Below are 22,435 nucleotides of genomic sequence, written 5' to 3'. Positions count from 1 at the left end.
TGCTCACAATAGTTAGTACAGGAGGTGATAAACATGGCTAATAACAACAACAACCAATTACTTGTACCTGGTGTACAACAAGCTCTTGATCAAATGAAATATGAAATCGCTACTGAATTTGGAGTTAACCTAGGAGCTGATACAACTTCTCGTGCTAACGGTTCAGTTGGTGGAGAAATCACTAAACGTCTAGTGCAAACAGCTCAACAACAATTAAATGGACAATCTCAATAACTATGGCCTCGGGGGTATAACCCCTTACAAATAAAAGGGAAAGTCATAATGGCTTTCCCTTTTTCTTAGAAAAAGGAAGTTCATATTAATGGTAGTATTTACTATATTATAAGAATGATTCGAAGTTCGAAAAAAAAATGCAATTATTATAGGTAATATAAAAAGGGGGATCCTATTTTAAGGAATCCCCCTTTTATCTATCTTATTTTATCGAATACGTAGTTCGGTTTCTGCATCAAAGAAGTGACACTTATTCATGTCGAGCGCCATGTCAATTTTGTCTCCACCGTGTACATCAGAACGAGAGTCAACGCGTGCAATGAAATCTTGATCATTTATTTTTGAGTAAAGGAAAGATTCTGCACCCATTAATTCTGCGACATCGATTTGCGCAGTGATTTTTGTTTCAGGAGTTGAATCAATAAATACCGGCTCATCATGTATGTCTTCTGGACGAATTCCAAGTAAAACTTCTTTATTAACATATCCTTGTTCACGAAGCGTTTTCATTTTTCCTTCAGGAACTTTTATCTTCACATTTTCCATTTCAAAATGAGTTTCTGTTAATTTACCATTTAAGAAGTTCATAGAAGGTGATCCGATAAATCCACCTACGAAAACATTCTCAGGACTGTCATATACATCTTTTGGTGCACCAACTTGTTGAATGATACCATCTTTCATTACAACTAAACGTGTTGCCATAGTCATTGCTTCTGTTTGGTCATGTGTAACGTAAATTGTAGTTGTTTGTAAACGTTGGTGTAATTTTTGAATTTCAGCACGCATTTGTACACGTAGCTTAGCGTCCAAGTTTGATAATGGTTCATCCATTAAGAATACTTTTGCATCACGAACAATTGCACGTCCTAATGCGACACGCTGACGTTGTCCACCGGAAAGTGCTTTCGGTTTACGGTCCAAATATGCTTCTAATCCTAAAATTTTCGCAGCATTTTGTACACGTTTTTCAATTTCATCTTTTTTGAATTTACGAAGCTTTAAACCAAATGCCATGTTATCGTATACATTCATATGTGGGTATAATGCATAGTTTTGGAATACCATCGCTATGTCACGATCTTTTGGAGCCACATCGTTCATTTTTTTATCATCAATGAATAATCCACCGTCTGTAATTTCTTCTAGACCTGCAATCATACGTAAAGTTGTCGATTTACCACAACCTGATGGTCCGACAAATACGATAAACTCTTTATCTTGAATATGAAGGTTAAAATCATTAACTGCAACTACTTCTTTGTCATATTTCTTTTGAATATGTTCTAATCTTAATTCTGCCATTTTTATTCCCCCTGAAATGTAAGCGTTTTATATATATTTAGTATAGCTAGATGCAGGTTGTCCGTAAATAGTAAAGGTGCACAAAGAAGTGTTTACTCTTTGTGCACCTTTACAAAGACGTTTACTGATTTGCTAGTAAAGCCAAGTAAACTGGTAATGCTTGGTGGAAATCCCTTACATCGATTCCCGTACTTTCATAGAATTTATCTAACCGATATTGTAGGCTATTGCGATGCATGTATAATTTTTTCGCAGCGACTGAAATATTTAAATTACTCTCTAGAAATACTTCTATCGTTTGAATGATGTCTTGGTCAGTTGCGAACTCTTTTAGAACAGTTGCTGATATTTCTCGCTTAAATGCTACATCTACTTGGTTAATAAGTATGTGTGGAATCGCTTCTACATAGGAAATGACATTTCGATCTGTGTAGGTAAAAGAGACTCTGGCACTTTTTAATATATTGTGATAATGATCATTAATATGATATAAGTCTTCCTGAAATGGACCTACTAATACATTTATTTTGACATATAAGTCACTCATTAATATATCTATGATTTCTTCATAAGATATCTCCTCGTCCCTATCTGAAGTTGTTTCTTCGATAATGATTCCTTCACGTTGATTATCCCAAATAACAGAAACTTGTGCATGAAATAATTCATTAATTGCTTCTTTAAAAGATTTCGGGTCTATTTGATTATTAGCAATGGAAAAATAGACGAATCGATACCTGATATTTTCTTCAAGCTTTGAATGGTTTTTTTGATGGATTCTATCTTCCCAAATTTTTTCTTTTTCTGTTGGAAGTGGAAATGTAATACTATACGGATGCAAAAAGGTAGCTAGTAATTTTTTTTCTTTATTTGTTAGCTCACTTTTATGAATACCGATTAATTCTTTTGTTTTGCTTAGATACCATTCATATTGCATATCAAGGTTTTGTTCAATATTAGTAGTAATTATAATAGATGGAAATATTTTTTTTAGCTGTTCAATCATTGGAAAAATCCTCTTTTCTATTGGGACTTATTTTAATTATAGCAGTGTATGAATAGGGAAAAAATAATTTTGTATTTGTCATGTATTTTCGAATCACTATACATGAACCATTTCGTTTGTTACACTTTATCAAGAATGATTAAAGTATGAGAAAAACACAGTTGGTGAACGATTTTTCTTTTAGATACTTTAGTAAATAATCAAAGGAGGCAATAACATGCCAAATATGTATGATAGTGCTTATGACTTGGAAAAGGCTGTTCGCGAAAGTGAGGAGTTTCAAGGATTAAAGTCAGCTTTTGAAGCAGTAATGAACGATCCTTCTGCAAAACAAATGTTTGAAAATTTCCGTGATACTCAAATGGAATTACAACAAAAACAAATGCAAGGTGAAGAAATCACGGAAGAGGAAGTTGAGAAAGCACGTCAAGTTGTAGAAGTAGTACAGCAGCATGCAGATATTTCAAAATTAATGGAGCAAGAACAACGTTTGAACATGGTAATTAATGATATTAGCCGTATTATTACAAAGCCATTAGAAGAACTTTATGGTGCACAAGAAGAGCCAACAGAATAGTAGAACCTACATAAAACCTGCAAAAATAATTTTTGCAGGTTTTTTTAATTCTAAATATGCAGGAATGTAGAAGAAGATAGCGAATTAATATAAGGAGAGAATAGGGGGATGATATCGAATGTCTACAGTGATATATGAACGTAAGGACAATATTTCATTTATTTATTTGAACCGACCAGATCGCTATAATGCCTTGAACAAAGAGATGCTTGAAGAATTATTGCATGTTCTTGATAAGGTAGAAAAAAACGAAGATCATGTTGTCGTATTAGCGGGAAATGGAAATGCATTTTGTGCTGGCGGTGATATTTCTATGATGAAGGACTTCGCCAATAAGGAGTTTTTTGATGAAGTCATGCACACAATTAGTACGATTGTATTGAAGTTATACATGATGCCTAAAATCGTTGTTTCCGCTGTACAAGGTTCTGCAGCAGGATTAGGTTTAAGTTTAGCTTTAACTGCTGACTATGTCATTGGCCAAAAGGAATCAAAGTTTGGCATGTTATTCATTGGTGTAGGCTTAGCACCAGATGGTGGAGGGCATTTCTGGTTAGAACAACGCTTAGGTGCACAGGCTGCAAAACAGTTTACATGGGGAATGCAACAGGTTCAAGGTGTCGAGGCGAAAAGTATGGGACTAGTAGATGTACTGACTAATGAAAAAGTCATAGTGGAAGCATCAAGGATTGGTAAAAAAGTATTATCTTCACCAACCGTTGCAATGCTTAAGACAAAAATGATCTATCATAATAAAAATAGAGCTTCATTAGAATATTACTTGAAAGAAGAACAAAACAATCAATGGGAATTACGAAATACTGCTGATCATCAGGAAGGTGTTCAAGCATTTTTGGAAAAGAGAAAACCGAATTTTACAGGGGAATAATTAGGGGAAACGAACTTGAAGATAAAACCTCCAAGTTCGTTTTCCTATTAATTCTTTCATAATTAAGACAATACACCTTACCGGTGAAACAATACTAATTTTGCTTCTGGAGATACACAACGATGGGTGTATTCGCTATATCCACTTTCATCTAGTTTAACTGTTCCAACTTGTTTTGCTTCTTGATCATTATTAGCTTCAAATGATTCATCCAATAGTTTTTCACCAGTATTACTAAATACGGTTAATACGTACGTGCGCAATATGTTTCCCTCCTTGAAGTCATTCTTATATACAATATTCTACCTCTATTGTAAAAATCCTTCTTATTAAAGGTTGTTTTCTAAAATCATGGTACTTTTAAGAAATATAGTTATTCGTAATTGATGTAAAATGCGAAGTAACTTTGACGGGAACCATTTGTTATTTTCTGTTCTCCATTCGGGCTTTCATAACAGCTATGAACGACCGTTTGACACTCTATTCTTTTCATTCGGGCTTTCATTACTGCTATGAACGACCGTTTGACACTATATTCCTTTCATTCGGGCTTTCATTACTGCTATGAACAACCGAATGGCACTTTATTCTGAAGTGCGCCATCTTTTTAAGTTGCTGCATATTCAATGTAAATAGTATCAAACAATGCGGGAAGAACTTTATAAAAATAGTTTCTATTTGAGTAAAGTTGGCTTGACATTATCCCGAAAGTAATGTAAGCTTTACGTGAAGTTGACTTTACGTGAGAAGTGGGAGATAAAATGAAAACGTTAATTCGTGAAAAACGTAATGAGATGAACATGACGCAGGAGGAATTATCCAAAGTATTAAAGGTTTCACGTCAAACGATTATTTCTTTAGAAAAAGGAAAATACAAACCCTCTCTTGTGTTAGCACATAAACTCTCGCAAATTTTTAACTGTTCTATTGAAGATTTATTTGTTTTTGAAGGGGATGAAAATATTGAGTGAAGCATTTTTACAAGACCCTTGGGTAATTTTGATTCTACTCGGCAATTATGCGTTCATGATTTTGTTATTTTTTATACAACGCCGATTGGGCAAGAAAAATTTTCGCTATGATGAACGATATTACCAAGTGAATAATAGGGCAAAGGGGAGAACTTGGGATATCATGCTTGTTGTCATGTTGGTTGCATGGCCGATCATTATTATGTTTGACGGAATTTCATTTAGTTTTTTTCTAATAACGGTATTATATATTCTCCATTGTGTGATCTATGGTATATGTGCTGCTTATTATAATTCAAAAGAGGAGTGAATAATGTGACTTTAGTGCTAAAAAATGTAACGAAACAATTTGGAGACAATATCGCAGTGAATAATTTATCACTAGAAATCCCTGAGAGTGAGATGTTTGGATTTTTAGGTGGAAATGGTGCTGGGAAAACTACAACGTTTCGGATGATCTTAGGATTGTTAGATCGTAGCGAAGGAGATATTTCTTGGAATGGTGATAGGATTAACTATGATAAGAGCCATTTAATTGGTTACTTGCCGGAAGAAAGAGGGCTTTATCCAAAATTAAAAGTAAGGGACCAGTTAGTTTACCTTGGAAAATTACGAGGAATGAGTAAGTCTGAAGTTATCAAAGAATTAGAAGAGTGGTTGGAGCGATTTAAGGTACCTGAATATCTTGACAAGCGAGTAGAAGAGTTATCAAAAGGAAATCAGCAAAAAATACAATTCATCTCGGCTGTCATACATAAGCCGAAATTGTTGATTTTGGATGAACCTTTCTCCGGTCTTGATCCAATAAATGTAGAGATGCTGAAAGAAGCCGTTCTAGATTTAAAAGAACAAGGAACGTCTATCGTGTTTTCATCACATCGCATGGAGCATGTAGAAGAATTGTGTGAGCATTTATGTATTTTACATAAAGGTAAGCCAGTCGTTCAAGGTACTTTACGTGAGATTAAACGTTCTTTTGGTAAAAAGAATTTAATTATTCATGCGGAGATGCCGTTAGAATTTTTGCAAGATATTAGTGGTGTATTGCGTTATAAGAGAGTTACTGAAGGATGTGCACTGCAAATCGAAAATGAAGATGTATCGCAAAAGGTTTTTTCTGCTATTCATGGTAAAGGGTTTGTCCGTAAATTTGAATTAGAAGAACCATCGTTAAACGATATCTTTATAGAAAAAGTAGGTGCAGCTTATGAATAAGTTTTGGATCATATTGTCCCATACGTATATAACACGTCTCAAGACAAAGTCTTTTTATATTAGTACGGCCATTATTCTATTGTTCATTATTGGGATGGCTAACTTTCAATCGATTATCGATACCTTGTCAGGTGATGACAAAAACAAAATAGCTATTTTAGATGAATCAGGGGAGTTATTTGCTCCATTACAAGCAGGTATTGCCTCCAATAGTGACGATATGGAGTTAGTTTTGGTAGATGAATCAGAAGACGATGTAAAGGAATTAGTCAAAGAAGGAACGTATAAAGCATTAGTAGTAACGGAAATCAATGACGAACAATTACCAGAAGCTACTTACTATTCGAATAATATTACAGAAACAGGAATTCAAACGAACCTGGAACAACAATTGCAGCAATTAAAAATAGCCATTGCGACACAAGCTGCAGGAGTTGATCAAGATACAATAACGGAAATTTATGAACCTGTTACCTTTCAAAAGGTTGCGCTAGATGAAAGTGCAAAAACAAATGAAGAGCTAAGCCAAGCTCGAGGGATTGTATATATTATGTTATTCATCCTATATATGGCTGTATTAATGTATGGAACAATGATTGCGACCGATGTTGCAACAGAGAAGTCATCTCGAGTAATGGAAATTCTAGTGTCAAGCGCATCCCCGGTTACACATATGTTTGCAAAGATTTCCGGTATTGCATTATTGGGTCTAACACAGATTTCATTATTTGTTGTAGTTGGATATACCGTCGTTCAGTCTAAGAAGGATGAATTAACAGGGGGAATATTTGACTACTTTGGTATTCAGGATACCGCACCATCAGTCTATATATACGGTATTGTCTTCTTCTTGTTAGGTTACTTACTATACGCTACATTGGCTGCGATGTTAGGTTCACTCGTAAGTCGAGTAGAAGATGTACAACAACTAATAACACCAATGACATTATTAGTTGTAGCTGCCTTTCTATTAGCAATGTTTGGATTAAGTATGCCAGAATCTACTATAGTTACTGTGACATCCTTTATTCCTTTCTTTACACCGATGCTTATGTTTCTTCGGGTAGGTATGCTAGATGTCCCATTTTGGGAAGTAGCTATCTCCATTGGGTTATTAATAGCAACCATTACGTTATTAGCATTAATCGGTGCAAGAGTGTATAAGGGTGGTGTATTAATGTATGGGCGTTCTAGTTCGTTAAAAGATATGAAAAAAGCAATAGAATTAACGAAAAAAGAATAACGGTAAGTAAAGGTCACGAATATCGTGACCTTTTTACATATAAGGTTTAAATACTTTCACTCGCTGAAATAGCCTAAGAACTAGTTTTATATTAATCGAACGTGCATTCGCTTCGGGTTTTTGTTAAAATAGATGGAAAGAAATTATCATTGAGGTGATTACGATGCCGAAGCAAGTTTCATTTATCCATACGGCTGATTTACATTTGGATAGCCCATTTAAAGGCTTGGCAAATGTTCCAAATAATATTTTTCAAGAGGTGCGTGACAGTACGTTTACTGCACTTGATAATTTAGTAGCACAGGCTATTAATAAAAATGTAGATTTTGTACTTATGGTTGGAGATTTATTTGATAACGAACAGCAAAATTTAAAAGCTCAAATTAAGTTACGGAAAGCATTTGAAGAATTGGATCTCTATCACATTAAAGTGTACATTTCCTATGGTAATCATGACTTTATAAAGGGAAATATCCATCCTATTACATATCCGCCAAATGTATATATATTTCCCAATGAAGAAGTTCAACATGTGACACATTATCGTGGGGATCATCCTCTCGTTAACATTTATGGTTTCAGTTACGAAAATCGGGCAGTGACCCAAAAGAAAGTGATGGAATATAACATAAAGGATGAACATACCCCATTTCATATTGCTATGCTTCATGGGAGTATTGAAAGTAATACGGAGCATGATCAGTATGCACCATTTCTATTGCGTGACTTAGCAGAGAAGCCGTTTGATTATTGGGCATTAGGGCATATTCATAAACGTGAAATATTAAAGGAACACCCACCAATTATTTATCCAGGAAATATACAAGGTCGTAATCGGAAGGAATCCGGTGAGAAAGGTTGCTATCATATAACAATGGCAGAAACGGAATGTCAGGCCGATTTTATTCCTCTTCAAGCAATTCAATTTCAACCCATTACCATAGATGTCACGCAATGTAAGGAAGTTCATCAGTTAGAAGGATATATTCGAAAAAATCTAGAAGTGAAACATAGTGGAAACACGCCAAAACTAATTGATTTAACAATACATGCTGAGCATGAGGAAATTAAACATTGGAAAAATGAACATCTAATAGGAGACATAATAGAGATCATAAATGAAGGTTTAACTTCAGCAAAAAATTGGATGTATATTCACAGATTTCATGTTACATGGTCTTCAAATTTCCAACATCTATCTTATGAAGGTGAACACTTTTTAGGAGAATTAACTGGGTTACATAAAAGTACATCTATTCAGCCTTTTTTACATGAATTATTTCAACATAAGGAAGCAAGAAAGTATATTGAAAACGTATCAGAAGAAATAGAAGAAATAAAAGAGGAAGCTTATCAGTTATTAATTCATGAGCTACTCCGAAAATGAGGTGTGGAAGATGAAGTTACTACAAGCTACTGTACATGGATTTGCAAAATGGGTGGATTTTAATGTTGATTTTGAAAAATATCCGTTTACAGTTATCTATGGAAAAAATGAATCTGGAAAGTCATCGTTAAATAACTTTATTTTGTTTATGTTATTCGGACTCCCACCTAAAATGCGAACATTCTATCGACCAAAAACGAGTAGTAAAATGGGCGGTAGGTTAACCATATTTGATCCGAATGTTGGTGAGTTTACAATTGAAAGAATGGATGAGACACGTAATGGTGCTGCAATTTGTTACACTCCAGATGGAAAAGTATATGATGAAAATTGGCTCCGAGAGCGGTTAAATGGAATGACTTTAGAGACATATCAATCTATTTTCTCGTTTTCAGCATTAGATCTGGCAACTATACGCTCCATGAAAGAAGAAAACATGGGCGAAGTATTACTAAGTATTGGCTTAACGGGCTCGTCTCATATTAACACTATAGAAAAAAGGTTGGATAATAAACTAGCAGAATTATTTAAACCATATGGTAAAAAGCCAATAATTAACCACCATTTACAAGCATTACAAGAGCAGCATAGATCCTTGATTGATCTGCAACAAGAGGAATCTACTTACCGAAATAAGAAAACGGATATATTGGAATTAACAACAGAAATGAACCAAGTAGCAGAAAGCCTACATAAGGATAAAGAGAAGGAAATACTGCTTGAAAAAAAGCTACAGGCTTTACCAGAAATCCATGAATATTATACGTATAGTTCACAATTAGCGGATCTACCTCAAGATTTAGTTTTTCCAGAGGATGGTATTAATCGCCTACAAGCTTTAAAGGAAAAAGTAATTCCATTACAAAGTGAAATGTCGGTACTTAAGACAACGGAACAAAAACATAGAGACCAAAGAAGTGTTTTAGAGAAATCATTAGATGAAAAGCAGCATTATGAGAGTGCATCGCATATTCTGGACAGGTATACGCATTATAAGGAGAACAAGAAAGAACTGAATAAGCTTCAAGCAGCTAGTCAGAAATTGAATCTTCGAATAGAAGCAGAGTTACGGGATCTGAGTATCGGATTATCGAGTGAAGATTTATATCATCTTCATTTTCCATATCATATCGAGAAGTCATGGACAGATTGTAAAAATTCCCGCGAACAGCTGAAGAATGAACAAAAAAAGCTTCAGGAAGAAGAGAAATTAATAGAAAACAAGCAACAATATATAGAAGCACAAGTACAAGAAATACAAGGAAATCTATTACCACATGACAAGCGGTCCCTCTTAGAAGAGAAGTTAAATGATTACAAGGAAAATAAAATACTAGAGAAGCTAAAGCAAGAGGAAACTGACAAGGAACAAAAATGGTTGCATAATAAACGAAATACTGAAAAACAAACAAAAACGTATTTGCTTCTTTTCACTTGTATAGCAATTGTGGCTGGAATAACCTCCTTCTTTATGGAGGCTATCGTTTTGAGAAGTATAGCTGTTATCTGTATTCTATTAGGTATCTCTCAGTGGATATGGAGTAGACGCGCATTGAAAAAAATGGAGAAGTTCCTTGCGAAAACAAGTTATGTCATTTCACAGAAACCGATAACAGATCATGAAAAAGATGAATTCATTCAGATGCTACAAAGGGATGAAGATAACAACAAGGAACAAAAATCTTTGCATGAGCAATTGAAAGCAATAGATATACAACACATACAGTTAGATGAAAAACGAACCGTATATCAGGAAAATGAAAAACGATTACAAGGAAAAATTCTTGAACAGCGTGAACTTTTTCCATTTTTAAAAGTTGTAGATGTAACTTACTGGCCAGAAATATATCATGCGTTGAAGAACGTGTTACGGATGCATCAGGAAAAGGAAGAATTAGAAAAACAAGCTGCACATATCTCAAATGGACTTACAACATTCACTACAGAAGTAGAGGCTTTCCTAAAAGAAGAGAATATGGTGGAGATCCCTAATAATTTGGAACTTCAGCTTCGTTTGATTGAAGAAGAACGTAATAGTATAGATAAAATGAAGCTAGAAATGCAGCAAATTGATCAACTTTTAGTAGAGAATGAGAAACAGCAGCAGGAGTTACGGCAAAAAAATAGGATCTTTGAAAAAGAAATCCATTCGTTGTTTATTGGAGCAGAAGTGGAAGATGAGGATGCGTATTATAAAAGAGCAAATCAGTTAAAGCAGAAGCATGAATGGGAAACATTACGGGAAAGAATAGTTAGAAAATATCAGGTGATCTTTTCAAAAGACCAATGGGATGATTTTTTAGTAGAAACACCGAAGCAAAGTAATTTGGAATTAGAGTTAGAACAGGTTCGAGAAAAGAAAGCGGAAGCGGAAAAAAAATTGCATGAGATGCACCAGCAATTAGCCGATATCAAAGCTGACTTAATTAACATGGAGTCCTCAGACAGCTACTCGAAAAAGATACATCAATTTCATATGCAAAAAGAGCAAGTAAAAGAATTTGCAAAAGAATGGGCAATATATAAAACAGCAAAAGAATTACTTATAGAAACAAAACGTACGTATCGTAATAAGTATTTGTCGAGAGTAATGGAACAAACAGCAGAATATTTTCAAGAAATTACAGGGGGGACTTATATTAATGTTTATGCCCCAACGGCTGATAAACTATTTTTAGTAGAACACAAAGATCATATTCGGTATACTGTAAATGAATTATCACAAGGTACAATTGATCAATTATATGTTTCCTTAAGATTAGCTATTGGGGAAGTCATGACAGAAAAAGATAAAATACCATTCATTATTGATGATGCGTTTGTTCACTTTGATGCCGTTCGAACAGATCGAGTAATGAAGATATTAGCTCAAATTGCTAATAAACAACAGGTAATTTTATTTTCCTGTAAACAGGAAATAATGGAATCAAGGCAAGCAAATATAATAAAATTAACAAATCTGGTTCCATTAATGGAAAATAAGTGATAAACTGTTTTCAGATTAAATGTATAAACATGTTTATATCTAGCAAGAAGGGATTACGGTAAAATGGAGGGACTTCCATGCCCGAAGAAAAACAAGTTAAAGACTGGGAAAAGTATGAAGAAACGATCGAAAAATTTATCCAAGTGATTGCCAAAAATATGAACCTATATGGAATGACATCCTCTGTAGGAAGATTATACGGTACATTATATTTTGCAGATGAACCGATGACATTAGATGATATGCGCGATGCACTTGAGATGAGTAAAACAAGTATGTCAACAGGTGTTCGAGCATTATCGGATATGAAAATGGTGGAGCCAACCTTTAAAAAAGGTTTTCGAAAGGATTTGTATCAATCAGAAGAAGATTGGTATAAATCATTTACATCATTATTTGGAAATCGTTGGCGTAAGCACACCGAATCAAATATTGAAGAAGCGAATGAAGCAATTGATGAATTAGTAAAGATTTATCATAAAACGGAAGACCCTGAGTTGAGAAATAAAATTAATTCAGATATTGAACGGCTTCGTTATGCAAAAAATTATTATGATTGGTTAATGAAGTTTATCCGAGTAATAGAGTCCGGAGAAATATTTCAGTATATACCAAAAAACGAAGATAATATTTGACGATCTGAGATTGGCAACAAAAATAGGGAGAAATGTTATACGCCTATTTTCTGTCAGTCTCTTTTTCTATAGAAGGGGGAATAGACAATGAGTAAAGGTATCGGTAAACATCAAATTGGGGATTCGTTTGAAGGATTTGTATTAATTAAAGAGGCAAATCGAGGGGTAACCAGTACCGGAAAACCATTTCTTACACTTATATTGCGAGATGCAACAGGGGAAATAGAAGCTAAGTTATGGGATGTAACAAAAGAAGATGAAGAAGCATTTATTGCTGAACAAATAATTCGGATGACCGGAGAGATTAATCAGTTTCGTGGAAAAGCACAAATGAAAATAACCTCCATTCGCCCATCTCAACCTACAGATGGTGTACATGTATCGGAATTTATTGAAAAGGCCCCCATCGAACGTGAGGTATTAATGGAAAAACTTACAGAAGCTATATTTGAAATGAAAAATGCAACCTTGCAACGAATCGTTCGTGCATTTATCAAAAAATATCAAGAGGCATTATTAACATATCCTGCAGCTTCTAAAAATCATCATGAATATGTATCTGGACTTGCCCATCACATTGTTAGTATGCTCGCACTTGCAAGGGAATTACATATACTATACCCGCAAGTGAATAAAGATTTACTGTACGCTGGCATTATTTTACATGATTTAGGTAAATTAAAAGAATTGTCTGGTGTTGTTTCAACTTCTTATACGATGGAGGGGAAACTTCTGGGGCATATTCCGATGATGGTGGAAGAAATAGGACAAATGGCGAAAGAACTAAGTATTGAAGGGGAAGAAGTATTAATTTTGCAGCATATGGTCTTGAGTCACCACGGAAAAGCGGAATGGGGAAGTCCAACTCCACCATTAGTTCGAGAAGCAGAATTATTGCACCTCATTGACTTGATCGATGCGAAAATGAATATGCTTAATCGGGCATTAGAAAATACTAACCCAGGTGAGTTCACACAAAGGCTGTTTGCAATGGATAATCGTGCCTTTTATAAACCAACATTTGATGATGACTTGTAATCCGTTGTAATGATTTCAACTTCTTGTTCATATACTTGTATTAGATGATGAGGACAAGGGGGGGATTACGTGATTTTTGGTATTCCTTGGTGGGTATTTATGGTGGTTCTACTTATTTTCCTTAGCGGATATATGGCTTTCCGAGCTATGCGCGCTGAAAAAGAACTGGAAAAGCAATATATTGAGCGAGAAGGAAAGGTGTACATGGAACGAATAGAAGAGGAGAGACACAAGAGATTACAGCAAGATGAGGAGCAAACACAACAAGTTTCCCATTAAAAAAGCTATCCAATAGGGGGATTTTCCCTACTGGATAGCTTTTGTTATACTGGCGGCCGCTAAACGGGCCTCGCGTTTTTGATTATCCTTGTGCACTTGCTTCTTGGATCGTAAACAAGTCTTCAAAGTCTTCGATTTTCACATCGATCTTTGCTTCTTCAATTAATTTATTTAGTTTCTCTTGGAAAGCTGCTTGATCAATTTTAGAATATGAAAGTTGGTTTCGAATATCTTCTTCCATTTCTTCGAAGGATGCAATGTCTTCTACTTCACGCTTGTCCGTTAGTTTAATGATATGGTAACCATGCTGTGATTGAACAGGTTCACTAATCTCATCAACTTCTAAAGCATATGCAGCGTTTTCGAATTCAGGAACCATTTTTCCTGCTGTAAAATAGCCTAAGTCGCCACCACTCTCAGCGGAACCATCAGTTGAATATTCCTTTGCTAACTCAGCAAAGTCTTCACCTTCGTCTAATTTTTGTTTCACTTCATTAGCTGTTTCTTCATCTTCTACTAGAATGTGGCTAGCTTGTACTTCTGTTTTCATACGGTCATAGCGTTGTTGAACTTCTTCGTCCGTAATTTCAACATCTTCAAAAGCCATTTTTTCTTGTAGGATTGCTTGATAAGTTTGCTCACGGAATGCTTCTTCATCTGGGATACCTTGTTGACTTAGGAACATTTCGAAGTTTTCACCTTGCTGATCTTTTGTCTTTTGTACTCGTGCATCTACTTCATCATCCGTAACTTCGTATTTATCTTCTAAGACTTGAAGTATTACCATTTCATATAATAAATTTTCACCAGCTCGGTCTTTTAATTCATTATAAAAATCTTCTTTTGTAATTTCTCCTGCTTCGGATTCAACAATTACTTCGGGATCATCTGAATTACATGCAGATAATGTTAGAACACCTGCAGTTATTGTTGCTGCTATTGCTAGTTTTTTCATGCATGAACACTCCTAATCTTTTCCTAATAAAATTAATGGTACTATAAAGTAATATAACATAGATTTGCTTAAAAAAAATAGTCCTATTATAAAATAGGAAAAATAGCATGATCTATAATATTACATTTTGTACTTTTACGTAAGATGATACTAATAAAATGAGCATCATGATGTTAATAACTCGAAAAACTGAAGCTTGTTTTGTTTGATTCATCTCCAATTTCGTACAAAACTTGTGAGTAAGTGAATTAAAAATGAATAAAATAATAAGTGCATAGATAATGAATATTACGTTCATGATTGAAGACCTCCCTTGGAAAACATAAAAATAAGTGAGAAGTATCTATAATATGATTTAATAATTATTTATATATACTTTTATATATCTTACTGTATCAGAATATTAATCATGTGAACAGTAGAGATTTAAATTTTTCATTAAAAAAGAACCTAGTGAGTAGGTTCTTAGTTCGTAGCTTTTAGCAATATATCAAAGCCGTCATTACTATTTTCAACCAAGGATTCTTTTGGGGCTTTAATAATGTGAATGATATAGATAAAGTCTATACATGTGATTCCAATATGAATGGACGTATATAGTAAAATATATACATAGAACTCTGGAATGAGAAAACTTAAAACAACTCCAGGTATTGTAATCATTACAGTTGGAGCTAATGCAACAAGTAGGAATTTCATCTTGGAAAGCTGCATGCATGGGTAACGTGTAAATAATGGTATTATTTTACTTTTACGTTTGTCGATTATTTTTCCTCGTTTATTCATTAAGATCAATGGTAAAATATGCATAAATGAATTAAATGGTGGTAATAAAAAAAGTGCAATGATTAAATAGATCAATCCCAATTCATTGACCTGATTTCCACCATGTGCAATGGTAGTTGGTACATAAAGTAAAATGAATGCTAATAAACCAGTAAACCATGAAATGAATCGCAGCCAATTTAATCCGTATTCTTTTTTAAAGTTTATTGTTTTCCAGCAGTTCATTTTATATACCCCCTTTAATTCTAATGCAAAAATAATAAGCTAGTTATTTATTAGTTTATTAAAAAATCCTTAATGAATGATAGTACGTTTGGTAAGGAAATGCAATACTTTTTTTGTAAAATTTTATAGATGTAATTATAATAATAGAAAGTCTATTCAGACAATAAGGCGAAATTATGTATTAGAATGGGGGAGTGGCTTGTATTGGAAGGTTATGATAAGAATGATTTAGCGTCATTTCACTTACAGTTACTAACCAAAACAATTGATTTGAAAAAGTACCCGTTAACAAGGCTTGTTATTGAGAAGAATATTACAAACGAAGAATATAAAGAACTATTTCAGTTGCTCCATACCATAAATGAAGAATTTGAAGCACAAAAAGAAGAAGGGTTTCTTAATTTTTCCCCATTATTAATACATTTTGCTGGAATGCTTAATGAGAAACTTAACCCAGATGAAACGATTCATGCATTAAAGCAAGAAGGATATTTTGTGGAATTAATGGAGGTTTTTATAAACTTAATTGTGGAACGAGAATAGAAATAAACGAGGTTGATCGATGATTTGAAATAAGCCTGCGTATTTTAATTAAGATCCGACGTATGCTTCCTTGGTCCAAGAGAATAAAGAGCATATCAATACTACCTCATCATTGTATACCAATTCTACTGCTAATGAAAAAAAGGTCTGCCTCCTTAAGACATGAAACATGTCTTAAGGAGGCAGACCTTTTGAGATTACATGTGTTTATCGTCTACTTTTACTCTTCGAAAAAAGGAATCTAATTTTTTATTGAAATCTATAATTTTATTCAATTGGTAGGTTAGGTTATTTAATTCATCATCATTTATGTGATTACCATGTTGCTGTTGTAGATCTGTTTCAATTACGTGTAATGCATCTTTTCGGTGGTTGGTAGCGTCAATCCATTTGTTTATATAAGAAGTCATGAATAATTTAAATAATTGGGAGTTTGCCTGATATAAATCTTTGCGAACTCCTTTCTTCCATACTAGTGTTACTAGATTCATATCCGATAAACTCCGTATACTTTTACTCATTGATGTTTTGCTTTTCCCTAGCGCTTCGCTCATTTCATCTAATGTTAATGGCTTCTCAGCTAAGTATAAGTAGGCAAACAAACGTGCCTCTAACGGTGTTAAATCAAACATTTCTATAGTTTTAGCAAATTCATTCATTATATTATTTTGTATGTTTTCGGTGTTATGCTCCAACATGTAATCCTCCTAGAAACATTGCTATATCAAGGTTACAATAAAATAGCTTTTTTGAAAAACAGCAAGTTGATATGTATTTTGAAGCAAATTGGAGGATTTAAAAGGAAACTCCGCGAATAAAACGTACAGTATAAACTGTACAAAAAATATAAACGAAATTAATGGTATATAGTGTTTGTACTGAACATATAAAACGTTATATAGTATTAAGAGTAAGTTAACCATGTTCGGTACTTATGAAAAACTTGTGTCATTTAAACAAGAGAAAAAAAAGAATTATTAAAGAGGTGACAGTTGTGCCTATTATAGAGGCTAAAGACTTATCGAAGGTTTTCGGTAAGAATTACAAACAAGCATTAAAGCTTTTAGATGAAGGCTTCTCAAAAGAAGATATATTACGAAAGACTGGCAGTACAGTTGGCGTAAATCGTGCTTCTTTTTCCGTCGAAGCTGGTGAGATTTTTGTGATCATGGGTCTATCAGGTAGTGGGAAATCCACTTTAGTTCGGTTAATAAATCGTCTTATCGACCCTACGGAAGGCAGTATTCTAATTGATGGTCAAGACTTAGCCAAAATGGATAAAAAAGACCTACGTCAAATTAGACGCGAAAAATTAAGTATGGTATTCCAACGATTTGCTCTTTTTCCAAACCGTACTGTTTTACAAAATGCGGAGTATGGATTGGAAATTCAAAAAGCATCGAAGGAAGAACGGTCTAAAAAAGCAAAAGAAGCTTTAGAGATGGTTGGATTAGGTGACTACATTGAGCAGAAGCCAGACCAATTATCCGGAGGTATGCAACAACGTGTTGGTTTAGCTAGGGCGTTAGCAAATGATCCAGAGGTTTTACTAATGGACGAGGCCTTTTCCGCGCTAGACCCATTAATACGTAAGGACATGCAGGATGAATTAATCGATTTACAATCGAGTATGAAGAAAACGATTATATTTATTACACATGACTTAGATGAAGCACTACGAATTGGTGATCGCATTGCATTGATGAAAGATGGATCCATTGTACAAATTGGTACTCCGGAAGAAATCTTAGTCAATCCGGCAAATGATTATGTTGAAAAATTTGTTGAAGATGTGGATCGTTCGAAGATTCTTACTGCTCAACACATTATGAAACGACCAGAAACAATTAATATCGATAAACATGGTCCTCGTGTTGCTCTAGAGCGTATGCGTGAAGAAGGGCTCTCCAGTATTCTGGTTGTTGACAGTAAACGTAATTTAAAAGGCTACGTTACGGCTGACGATGCATCTGAAGCAAGGAAGAAAGATGTGAGAGACATCCATGAAATACTTCGTACCGATATTAAAAAAGTAGAAAAAGAAACAGCGATGCAAGATATATTTACCATTATTAATGGTTCACCAATTCCGGTTGCTGTTGTCGAAAACGAAAGATTGGTAGGGATTATTGTTCGTGGAGCAGTAATCGCAGCACTTGCTGGAGATAGTGAGGTGAATATTGACAATGTTTAAAGAGTGGTTTACAGAAGGTATCCCCCTTGCTGAGGGAATGAAGTGGTTTGTGGAAAAATTACAAGATAGACTTTCATTTATCTTTTCACCTATTAAAGAACATTTAGGAAATTTTATGGAATGGTTCTCTGAAGATATATTAATGGGAATACCACCATTTATTCTTATGATTGTAATTGCAATAATTGCATTTTTCGTATCAGGTAAAAAATTTGGTCTTGCCGCATTTTCAATAGTCGGTCTTTGGTTGATTAATAACCAAGGCTACTGGGAAGAATTGATGTTTACTGTAACCTTAGTATTAATCGCAAGTATATTGTCTGTAGTCATTGGAGTACCTATAGGTATTTTAATGTCGAAAAGTAAAACTGCAGAAGCAATTATGACACCAATACTTGACTTCATGCAGACGATGCCAGCATTTGTTTACTTAATTCCAGCTGTTGCGTTTTTTGGAATAGGAATGGTACCAGGTGTATTTGCATCCTTAATTTTTGCGACACCACCAACAGTTCGTTTCACTAACTTGGGAATTCGCCAAGTATCGAAAGAGCTTGTTGAAGCATCTGAGGCATTTGGTAGTACAGGTACGCAAAAATTATTTAAAGTTGAACTTCCAATGGCAAAAGCTACGATCATGGCAGGAATCAACCAAACGATAATGCTGTCATTATCCATGGTAGTTATTGCATCTATGATTGGTGCTCCAGGTCTTGGAAGAGAAGTGCTTTCTTCTCTACAACGTTCTAACGTTGGTACAGGTTTTGTGGCCGGTGTAGGTATTGTTATTTTAGCAATAATTATAGACCGTATTACACAAAGCGTGAACAAAAAAGGGAAAAAAGCTTAATTAATTGTGTTGGTAATCTTTTCTTTACGAAAAGTTCCATATAAAAAATTACAGAAAAAGGGGAGATTTAAAGTTATGTTTAAACTTAACTGGAAACGTCTAGGTATTGCAGCTGGACTTTCATTATCATTATTTGCAGCAGGGTGTGGATCAGATGACGATTCAACTGATTCTGATTCTGAAGGTACATCATCTGTAGGTGATGGAAAAGAGGTAGAATTAGTTTATGTAGAGTGGGATTCTGAAGTTGCTTCTACTCATGTTGTAGGTAAAGTACTAGAGGATCTTGGATATGATGTTAAATTAACACCAATCGATAACACTGCAATGTGGGAAGCGGTAGCTAGCGGTGAGGCAGATGGTATGGTTGCAGCATGGCTACCAGCAACACATGAGTCACAATATGCAGAGTTCTCTGATCAAATGGTAGAGCTTGGCTCGAACTTAGAAGGTGCTAAAATTGGTTTAGTAGTTCCAGAATATATGGATGTTAACTCAATTGCTGACTTATCAGATGAAGCTGATATGACGATTACTGGTATTGAAGCAGGTTCTGGTGTTGTAACTAATGCTGAAAATGCTGTAGGAACTTATGATAATCTTGCAGATTGGGAAGTAGTACCATCATCAAGTGGTGCGATGGCTACTGAATTAGGTTCAGCTTATGACAACGAGGAAGAAATTATTGTTACAGGTTGGACTCCACACTGGAAATTTGCTGAATATGATCTAAAATATTTAGAGGATCCTGAAGGTGTATTTGGTGGAGAAGAGACTATTGATACAATGGTTCGTGAAGGTCTAGAAGAAGATCTACCAAATGTTTATAAAGTATTGGATCAATTCAACTGGACAACTGAGGACATGGAAGCTGTTATGTTAGATGTTTATAATGAAACTTCTCCTGAAGATGCAGCAGCTGCATGGGTAGAAGATAACGCTGAAAAAGTTTCTGAGTGGACAGAAGGCGTAGAATAATAGTTAGAAGGAGACTGATACTAAATGTGTCAGTCTTCTTTTTATTTTTAAGATGTGTTGTATTGGGACTTGGTATTGTTGTGAGTGGTGATAATATTTGACGCAAGTGGGAGAGTACTGGACACAAGCGCGAGAACATCGGACGCATGAGCGAGAACATCGGACAGAGACAACCACCCTCTCCAACAAATAAAAAAACTCCCTCATCAACTTCAATGAGAAAGTTTATATCGTAATTATTGCTTTTGTACTTTATCTTCTAATTCTTTTAAACTTGATTCAATTTGCTCTAAGTATTCACGAATATTTTCTTGATGAGGTTCAACTGTGTTTTTCCATTCTTGAACGGAATGTTTCATATCGTGTGTTAACTCTTTAATTAACGAAACACCTTCTTTAGAAGTAGCAGCAATTTGGTCCTTCAATTTTAAACCATCTTGTTTTAGGTTAGCTACAAGATCCTTTAATTCTATACTTTGTTCTCTTACACGGTAGCGTAATTCCTTCCCTGATGACGGGGCACTTAATAATGTTGCAGTAGCCCCCACAACACTTCCTACCATAACACCTAGTAATAGAGATTTTCCGTTTGCCATACGAATCCGCTCCTTTCCCACTATACCTTATTGTTTTCCTTTTTTGTAAATCCTATTAATTCTTTTATGTATATAATGTAATTATACTATTATTCTGTTTAAAAAATCCTCTGACAAGCTTTTTGCCAGAGGATTTTTATTTGTTAAAATTATTAGCTTACGGCAATAGGTCGTGATCTTTTCATAATTTGTTGGACAATAGGGTAAATAATTATCATGCAGATAGTGTTTAAACCAGCTGCAGGTAATACTACTGCTACGAATAATGCTACAAATGCACCGTCCATTAAACCAACAATAAATAATGCTACACTTAAAAAGATCGACCCGCTTATTATTGTACCGATAGCTGTTAATATTGGGGCAAGAATATTAATGTTTAGTTTGTCTTTAACAAGTAAAAACAGTGCAAAAAATAGTAAAGCAGTTATTGGTTTATCAATCATATTGGAAATCTGACCACCAGGAGCATTTGTTGCTAATGCGGATAAAACCCCTGTTGCGATCGATAATATTATCACGTATTTTAGTTTTGGGAATAACATTATTCCTAAAAACATCATTGCCAACATCATATCCGGTGTTACCCCGTAAATAGGTGGCATTACAAAGTGCAAAACAGCACCCATCCCCACTAATAGTGATAAAATGACCAAAATTCTCGTATTCATTTGTACCTCTCCTCATCTCAGCTGAACTCAGCTATTAAATTTTTTTCATTCTCCAACTGTACGCTCATCGTCAGTTGCGAAAACTTATTACAAGTATAACAGACATAGGGAAAAATAAAAAGGTGTAATTTTCAGATTTCCTTACACATTCACGTTGTTCGTAATATCTGTAGCGATTTGTTGTAAATCATCTGAAGTATAATCATCGGTATGTGCTTCCCAGTTTAATGAAAACCCATCTTCATTGCCATATCGTGGAATTAAATGGATATGTAAATGAAATACGGATTGATAGGCAGCTTTTTCATTGTTATTTAGTAAGTTGATTCCAACAGGATTAAAGGCATCTCTAATGGCATTGGCGATCTTAGGAATGCGTGCAAACAATTCTTGTGCTACATCTGCTGGGGTTTCATAAATGTTTTTTGTATGCTTCTTAGGAATGACAAGCGTGTGACCTTTGGTGACTTGACTGATGTCCAAAAAAGCATATACATGTTCATCCTCATACACTTTAGCTGATGGAATTTCCCCTTCTATAATTTTACAAAAGATACAATCTTCATGTGGCATTTACAAGACAACTCCTTCCATGTTTTTCTTCATTTTAATTAGTTGAGGAATGAATTGTAAAGTTTTTCACCTCAATAAAGAAACAGGCTCTGTCCCTGGGGAGGGACAAAGCCTGCCTTAAGAAGAACGAGAATGTCAATAAAGCTAATGTGGGGACTTTGTAAATTAGTTAATCGCTCAGCTTCATAACTTTCTATTACAAAAAACCTTTTCATCAGTATCTCATGGCGTTGAGACCTTTTCTAATAAAAGGGTTTTATTTCATTAGATTATCGTTCACTAACACCTCATTTGTTTTT

At 34.6% G+C, this 22,435-nt stretch carries 26 protein-coding genes; 16 read left to right on the top strand and 10 right to left on the bottom strand.

Annotation, left to right across the window (positions count from 1 at the left end):
* Nucleotides 1–33 precede the first annotated feature (33 nt).
* The gene (locus ACFSTA_RS00545) at nt 34–234 is read left to right on the top strand and encodes a small, acid-soluble spore protein, alpha/beta type (RefSeq protein WP_377554414.1); all 201 of its coding nucleotides are present in this window, start codon (nt 34–36) and stop codon (nt 232–234) included.
* Between the two features lie 207 nt (nt 235–441).
* On the opposite strand, the gene ACFSTA_RS00540 is transcribed toward ACFSTA_RS00545, so the two are convergent.
* Both ACFSTA_RS00540 and ACFSTA_RS00535 read right to left on the bottom strand, forming a co-directional pair.
* A complete protein-coding gene (locus tag ACFSTA_RS00540) occupies nt 442–1,539 on the bottom strand; it encodes an ABC transporter ATP-binding protein (protein WP_377554412.1) in 1,098 nt (365 codons plus the stop codon).
* 121 nt (nt 1,540–1,660) lie between these two features.
* A complete protein-coding gene (locus tag ACFSTA_RS00535; protein ID WP_377554410.1) occupies nt 1,661–2,545 on the bottom strand; it encodes a PucR family transcriptional regulator in 885 nt (294 codons plus the stop codon).
* A gap of 217 nt (nt 2,546–2,762) precedes the next feature.
* Between ACFSTA_RS00535 and ACFSTA_RS00530 the strand changes: the two genes are divergently transcribed.
* Both ACFSTA_RS00530 and ACFSTA_RS00525 read left to right on the top strand, forming a co-directional pair.
* On the top strand, nt 2,763–3,122 hold the full coding sequence (locus ACFSTA_RS00530) for a YlbF family regulator (protein ID WP_377554408.1): 360 nt from the start codon (nt 2,763–2,765) through the stop codon (nt 3,120–3,122).
* Nucleotides 3,123–3,240: 118 nt separating this feature from the next.
* Nucleotides 3,241–4,011, top strand: coding sequence for an enoyl-CoA hydratase-related protein (locus ACFSTA_RS00525; RefSeq protein WP_377554406.1), 771 nt, complete (start codon nt 3,241–3,243; stop codon nt 4,009–4,011).
* A gap of 77 nt (nt 4,012–4,088) precedes the next feature.
* Here ACFSTA_RS00525 and ACFSTA_RS00520 read toward each other — a convergent pair whose 3' ends face one another.
* A complete protein-coding gene (locus tag ACFSTA_RS00520; protein WP_377554404.1) occupies nt 4,089–4,274 on the bottom strand; it encodes a YhzD family protein in 186 nt (61 codons plus the stop codon).
* Between the two features lie 498 nt (nt 4,275–4,772).
* Between ACFSTA_RS00520 and ACFSTA_RS00515 the strand changes: the two genes are divergently transcribed.
* From ACFSTA_RS00515 to ACFSTA_RS00475, 9 genes are all read left to right on the top strand, one after another.
* Nucleotides 4,773–4,982 carry a helix-turn-helix transcriptional regulator gene (locus ACFSTA_RS00515; RefSeq protein WP_377554403.1) on the top strand — a complete coding sequence of 70 codons (210 nt, stop codon included), beginning with the start codon at nt 4,773–4,775 and terminating at the stop codon, nt 4,980–4,982.
* On the top strand, nt 4,975–5,292 hold the full coding sequence (locus tag ACFSTA_RS00510; RefSeq protein ID WP_377554401.1) for a DUF3796 domain-containing protein: 318 nt from the start codon (nt 4,975–4,977) through the stop codon (nt 5,290–5,292). Before ACFSTA_RS00515 ends, ACFSTA_RS00510 begins: the two co-directional genes overlap by 8 nt.
* 5 nt (nt 5,293–5,297) lie before the next feature.
* Nucleotides 5,298–6,197: an ABC transporter ATP-binding protein gene (locus tag ACFSTA_RS00505; protein WP_377554399.1), complete on the top strand. Its 900-nt coding sequence runs from the start codon at nt 5,298–5,300 to the stop codon at nt 6,195–6,197.
* Nucleotides 6,190–7,440, top strand: coding sequence for an ABC transporter permease (locus ACFSTA_RS00500; RefSeq protein ID WP_377554397.1), 1,251 nt, complete (start codon nt 6,190–6,192; stop codon nt 7,438–7,440). Before ACFSTA_RS00505 ends, ACFSTA_RS00500 begins: the two co-directional genes overlap by 8 nt.
* 163 nt (nt 7,441–7,603) lie before the next feature.
* Entirely contained in the window at nt 7,604–8,827 is a 1,224-nt protein-coding gene (locus ACFSTA_RS00495) for a metallophosphoesterase family protein (protein WP_377554395.1), read from the top strand.
* Nucleotides 8,828–8,837: 10 nt separating this feature from the next.
* The gene (locus ACFSTA_RS00490; protein WP_377554393.1) at nt 8,838–11,813 is read left to right on the top strand and encodes an AAA family ATPase; all 2,976 of its coding nucleotides are present in this window, start codon (nt 8,838–8,840) and stop codon (nt 11,811–11,813) included.
* Nucleotides 11,814–11,890: 77 nt separating this feature from the next.
* Entirely contained in the window at nt 11,891–12,448 is a 558-nt protein-coding gene (locus ACFSTA_RS00485; RefSeq protein WP_377554391.1) for a GbsR/MarR family transcriptional regulator, read from the top strand.
* A gap of 87 nt (nt 12,449–12,535) precedes the next feature.
* A complete protein-coding gene (gene yhaM, locus ACFSTA_RS00480; RefSeq protein ID WP_377554389.1) occupies nt 12,536–13,486 on the top strand; it encodes a 3'-5' exoribonuclease YhaM in 951 nt (316 codons plus the stop codon).
* A gap of 69 nt (nt 13,487–13,555) precedes the next feature.
* Complete coding sequence (locus ACFSTA_RS00475) at nt 13,556–13,765, top strand: sporulation YhaL family protein (protein WP_377554387.1); 210 nt, start codon at nt 13,556–13,558, stop codon at nt 13,763–13,765.
* An 82-nt stretch (nt 13,766–13,847) separates the two neighbouring features.
* Here the strand turns inward: ACFSTA_RS00475 and ACFSTA_RS00470 are convergent, their stop codons facing one another.
* The 3 genes from ACFSTA_RS00470 to ACFSTA_RS00460 form a co-directional block, all read right to left on the bottom strand.
* The gene (locus ACFSTA_RS00470; protein ID WP_377554385.1) at nt 13,848–14,720 is read right to left on the bottom strand and encodes a peptidylprolyl isomerase; all 873 of its coding nucleotides are present in this window, start codon (nt 14,718–14,720) and stop codon (nt 13,848–13,850) included.
* A 112-nt stretch (nt 14,721–14,832) separates the two neighbouring features.
* Nucleotides 14,833–15,018 carry a hypothetical protein gene (locus ACFSTA_RS00465; RefSeq protein ID WP_377554383.1) on the bottom strand — a complete coding sequence of 62 codons (186 nt, stop codon included), beginning with the start codon at nt 15,016–15,018 and terminating at the stop codon, nt 14,833–14,835.
* 167 nt (nt 15,019–15,185) lie between these two features.
* The gene (locus ACFSTA_RS00460; RefSeq protein WP_377554381.1) at nt 15,186–15,731 is read right to left on the bottom strand and encodes a DUF3267 domain-containing protein; all 546 of its coding nucleotides are present in this window, start codon (nt 15,729–15,731) and stop codon (nt 15,186–15,188) included.
* A gap of 204 nt (nt 15,732–15,935) precedes the next feature.
* Here ACFSTA_RS00460 and ACFSTA_RS00455 point away from each other — a divergent pair, with 204 nt between their 5' ends.
* Nucleotides 15,936–16,274, top strand: coding sequence for a DUF1878 family protein (locus ACFSTA_RS00455; RefSeq protein ID WP_377554379.1), 339 nt, complete (start codon nt 15,936–15,938; stop codon nt 16,272–16,274).
* A 197-nt stretch (nt 16,275–16,471) separates the two neighbouring features.
* Here the strand turns inward: ACFSTA_RS00455 and ACFSTA_RS00450 are convergent, their stop codons facing one another.
* Nucleotides 16,472–16,972 carry a GbsR/MarR family transcriptional regulator gene (locus tag ACFSTA_RS00450; RefSeq protein WP_377554377.1) on the bottom strand — a complete coding sequence of 167 codons (501 nt, stop codon included), beginning with the start codon at nt 16,970–16,972 and terminating at the stop codon, nt 16,472–16,474.
* Between the two features lie 296 nt (nt 16,973–17,268).
* Between ACFSTA_RS00450 and ACFSTA_RS00445 the strand changes: the two genes are divergently transcribed.
* The 3 genes from ACFSTA_RS00445 to ACFSTA_RS00435 all read left to right on the top strand — a co-directional run bounded on the left by ACFSTA_RS00445 (nt 17,269) and on the right by ACFSTA_RS00435 (nt 20,296).
* Nucleotides 17,269–18,468 carry a quaternary amine ABC transporter ATP-binding protein gene (locus tag ACFSTA_RS00445; protein WP_377554376.1) on the top strand — a complete coding sequence of 400 codons (1,200 nt, stop codon included), beginning with the start codon at nt 17,269–17,271 and terminating at the stop codon, nt 18,466–18,468.
* Nucleotides 18,461–19,318, top strand: coding sequence for an ABC transporter permease (locus ACFSTA_RS00440; protein WP_377554374.1), 858 nt, complete (start codon nt 18,461–18,463; stop codon nt 19,316–19,318). Before ACFSTA_RS00445 ends, ACFSTA_RS00440 begins: the two co-directional genes overlap by 8 nt.
* A gap of 75 nt (nt 19,319–19,393) precedes the next feature.
* The gene (locus ACFSTA_RS00435) at nt 19,394–20,296 is read left to right on the top strand and encodes a glycine betaine ABC transporter substrate-binding protein (protein WP_377554372.1); all 903 of its coding nucleotides are present in this window, start codon (nt 19,394–19,396) and stop codon (nt 20,294–20,296) included.
* A gap of 236 nt (nt 20,297–20,532) precedes the next feature.
* On the opposite strand, the gene ACFSTA_RS00430 is transcribed toward ACFSTA_RS00435, so the two are convergent.
* From ACFSTA_RS00430 to ACFSTA_RS00420, 3 genes are all read right to left on the bottom strand, one after another.
* A complete protein-coding gene (locus tag ACFSTA_RS00430) occupies nt 20,533–20,892 on the bottom strand; it encodes a YtxH domain-containing protein (RefSeq protein ID WP_377554370.1) in 360 nt (119 codons plus the stop codon).
* 152 nt (nt 20,893–21,044) lie between these two features.
* Nucleotides 21,045–21,563, bottom strand: coding sequence for a tryptophan transporter (locus ACFSTA_RS00425; RefSeq protein WP_377554368.1), 519 nt, complete (start codon nt 21,561–21,563; stop codon nt 21,045–21,047).
* Between the two features lie 141 nt (nt 21,564–21,704).
* Entirely contained in the window at nt 21,705–22,136 is a 432-nt protein-coding gene (locus tag ACFSTA_RS00420; protein WP_377554366.1) for an HIT family protein, read from the bottom strand.
* Between the last annotated feature and the right edge of the window lie 299 nt (nt 22,137–22,435).

This window comes from Ornithinibacillus salinisoli, from assembly GCF_042684965.1.
GTDB lineage: Bacteria > Bacillota > Bacilli > Bacillales > Amphibacillaceae > Ornithinibacillus > Ornithinibacillus salinisoli.
The sequence above is the reverse complement of the archived record's forward strand: the minus strand, read 5'-3'. Positions and strand labels throughout refer to the sequence as shown.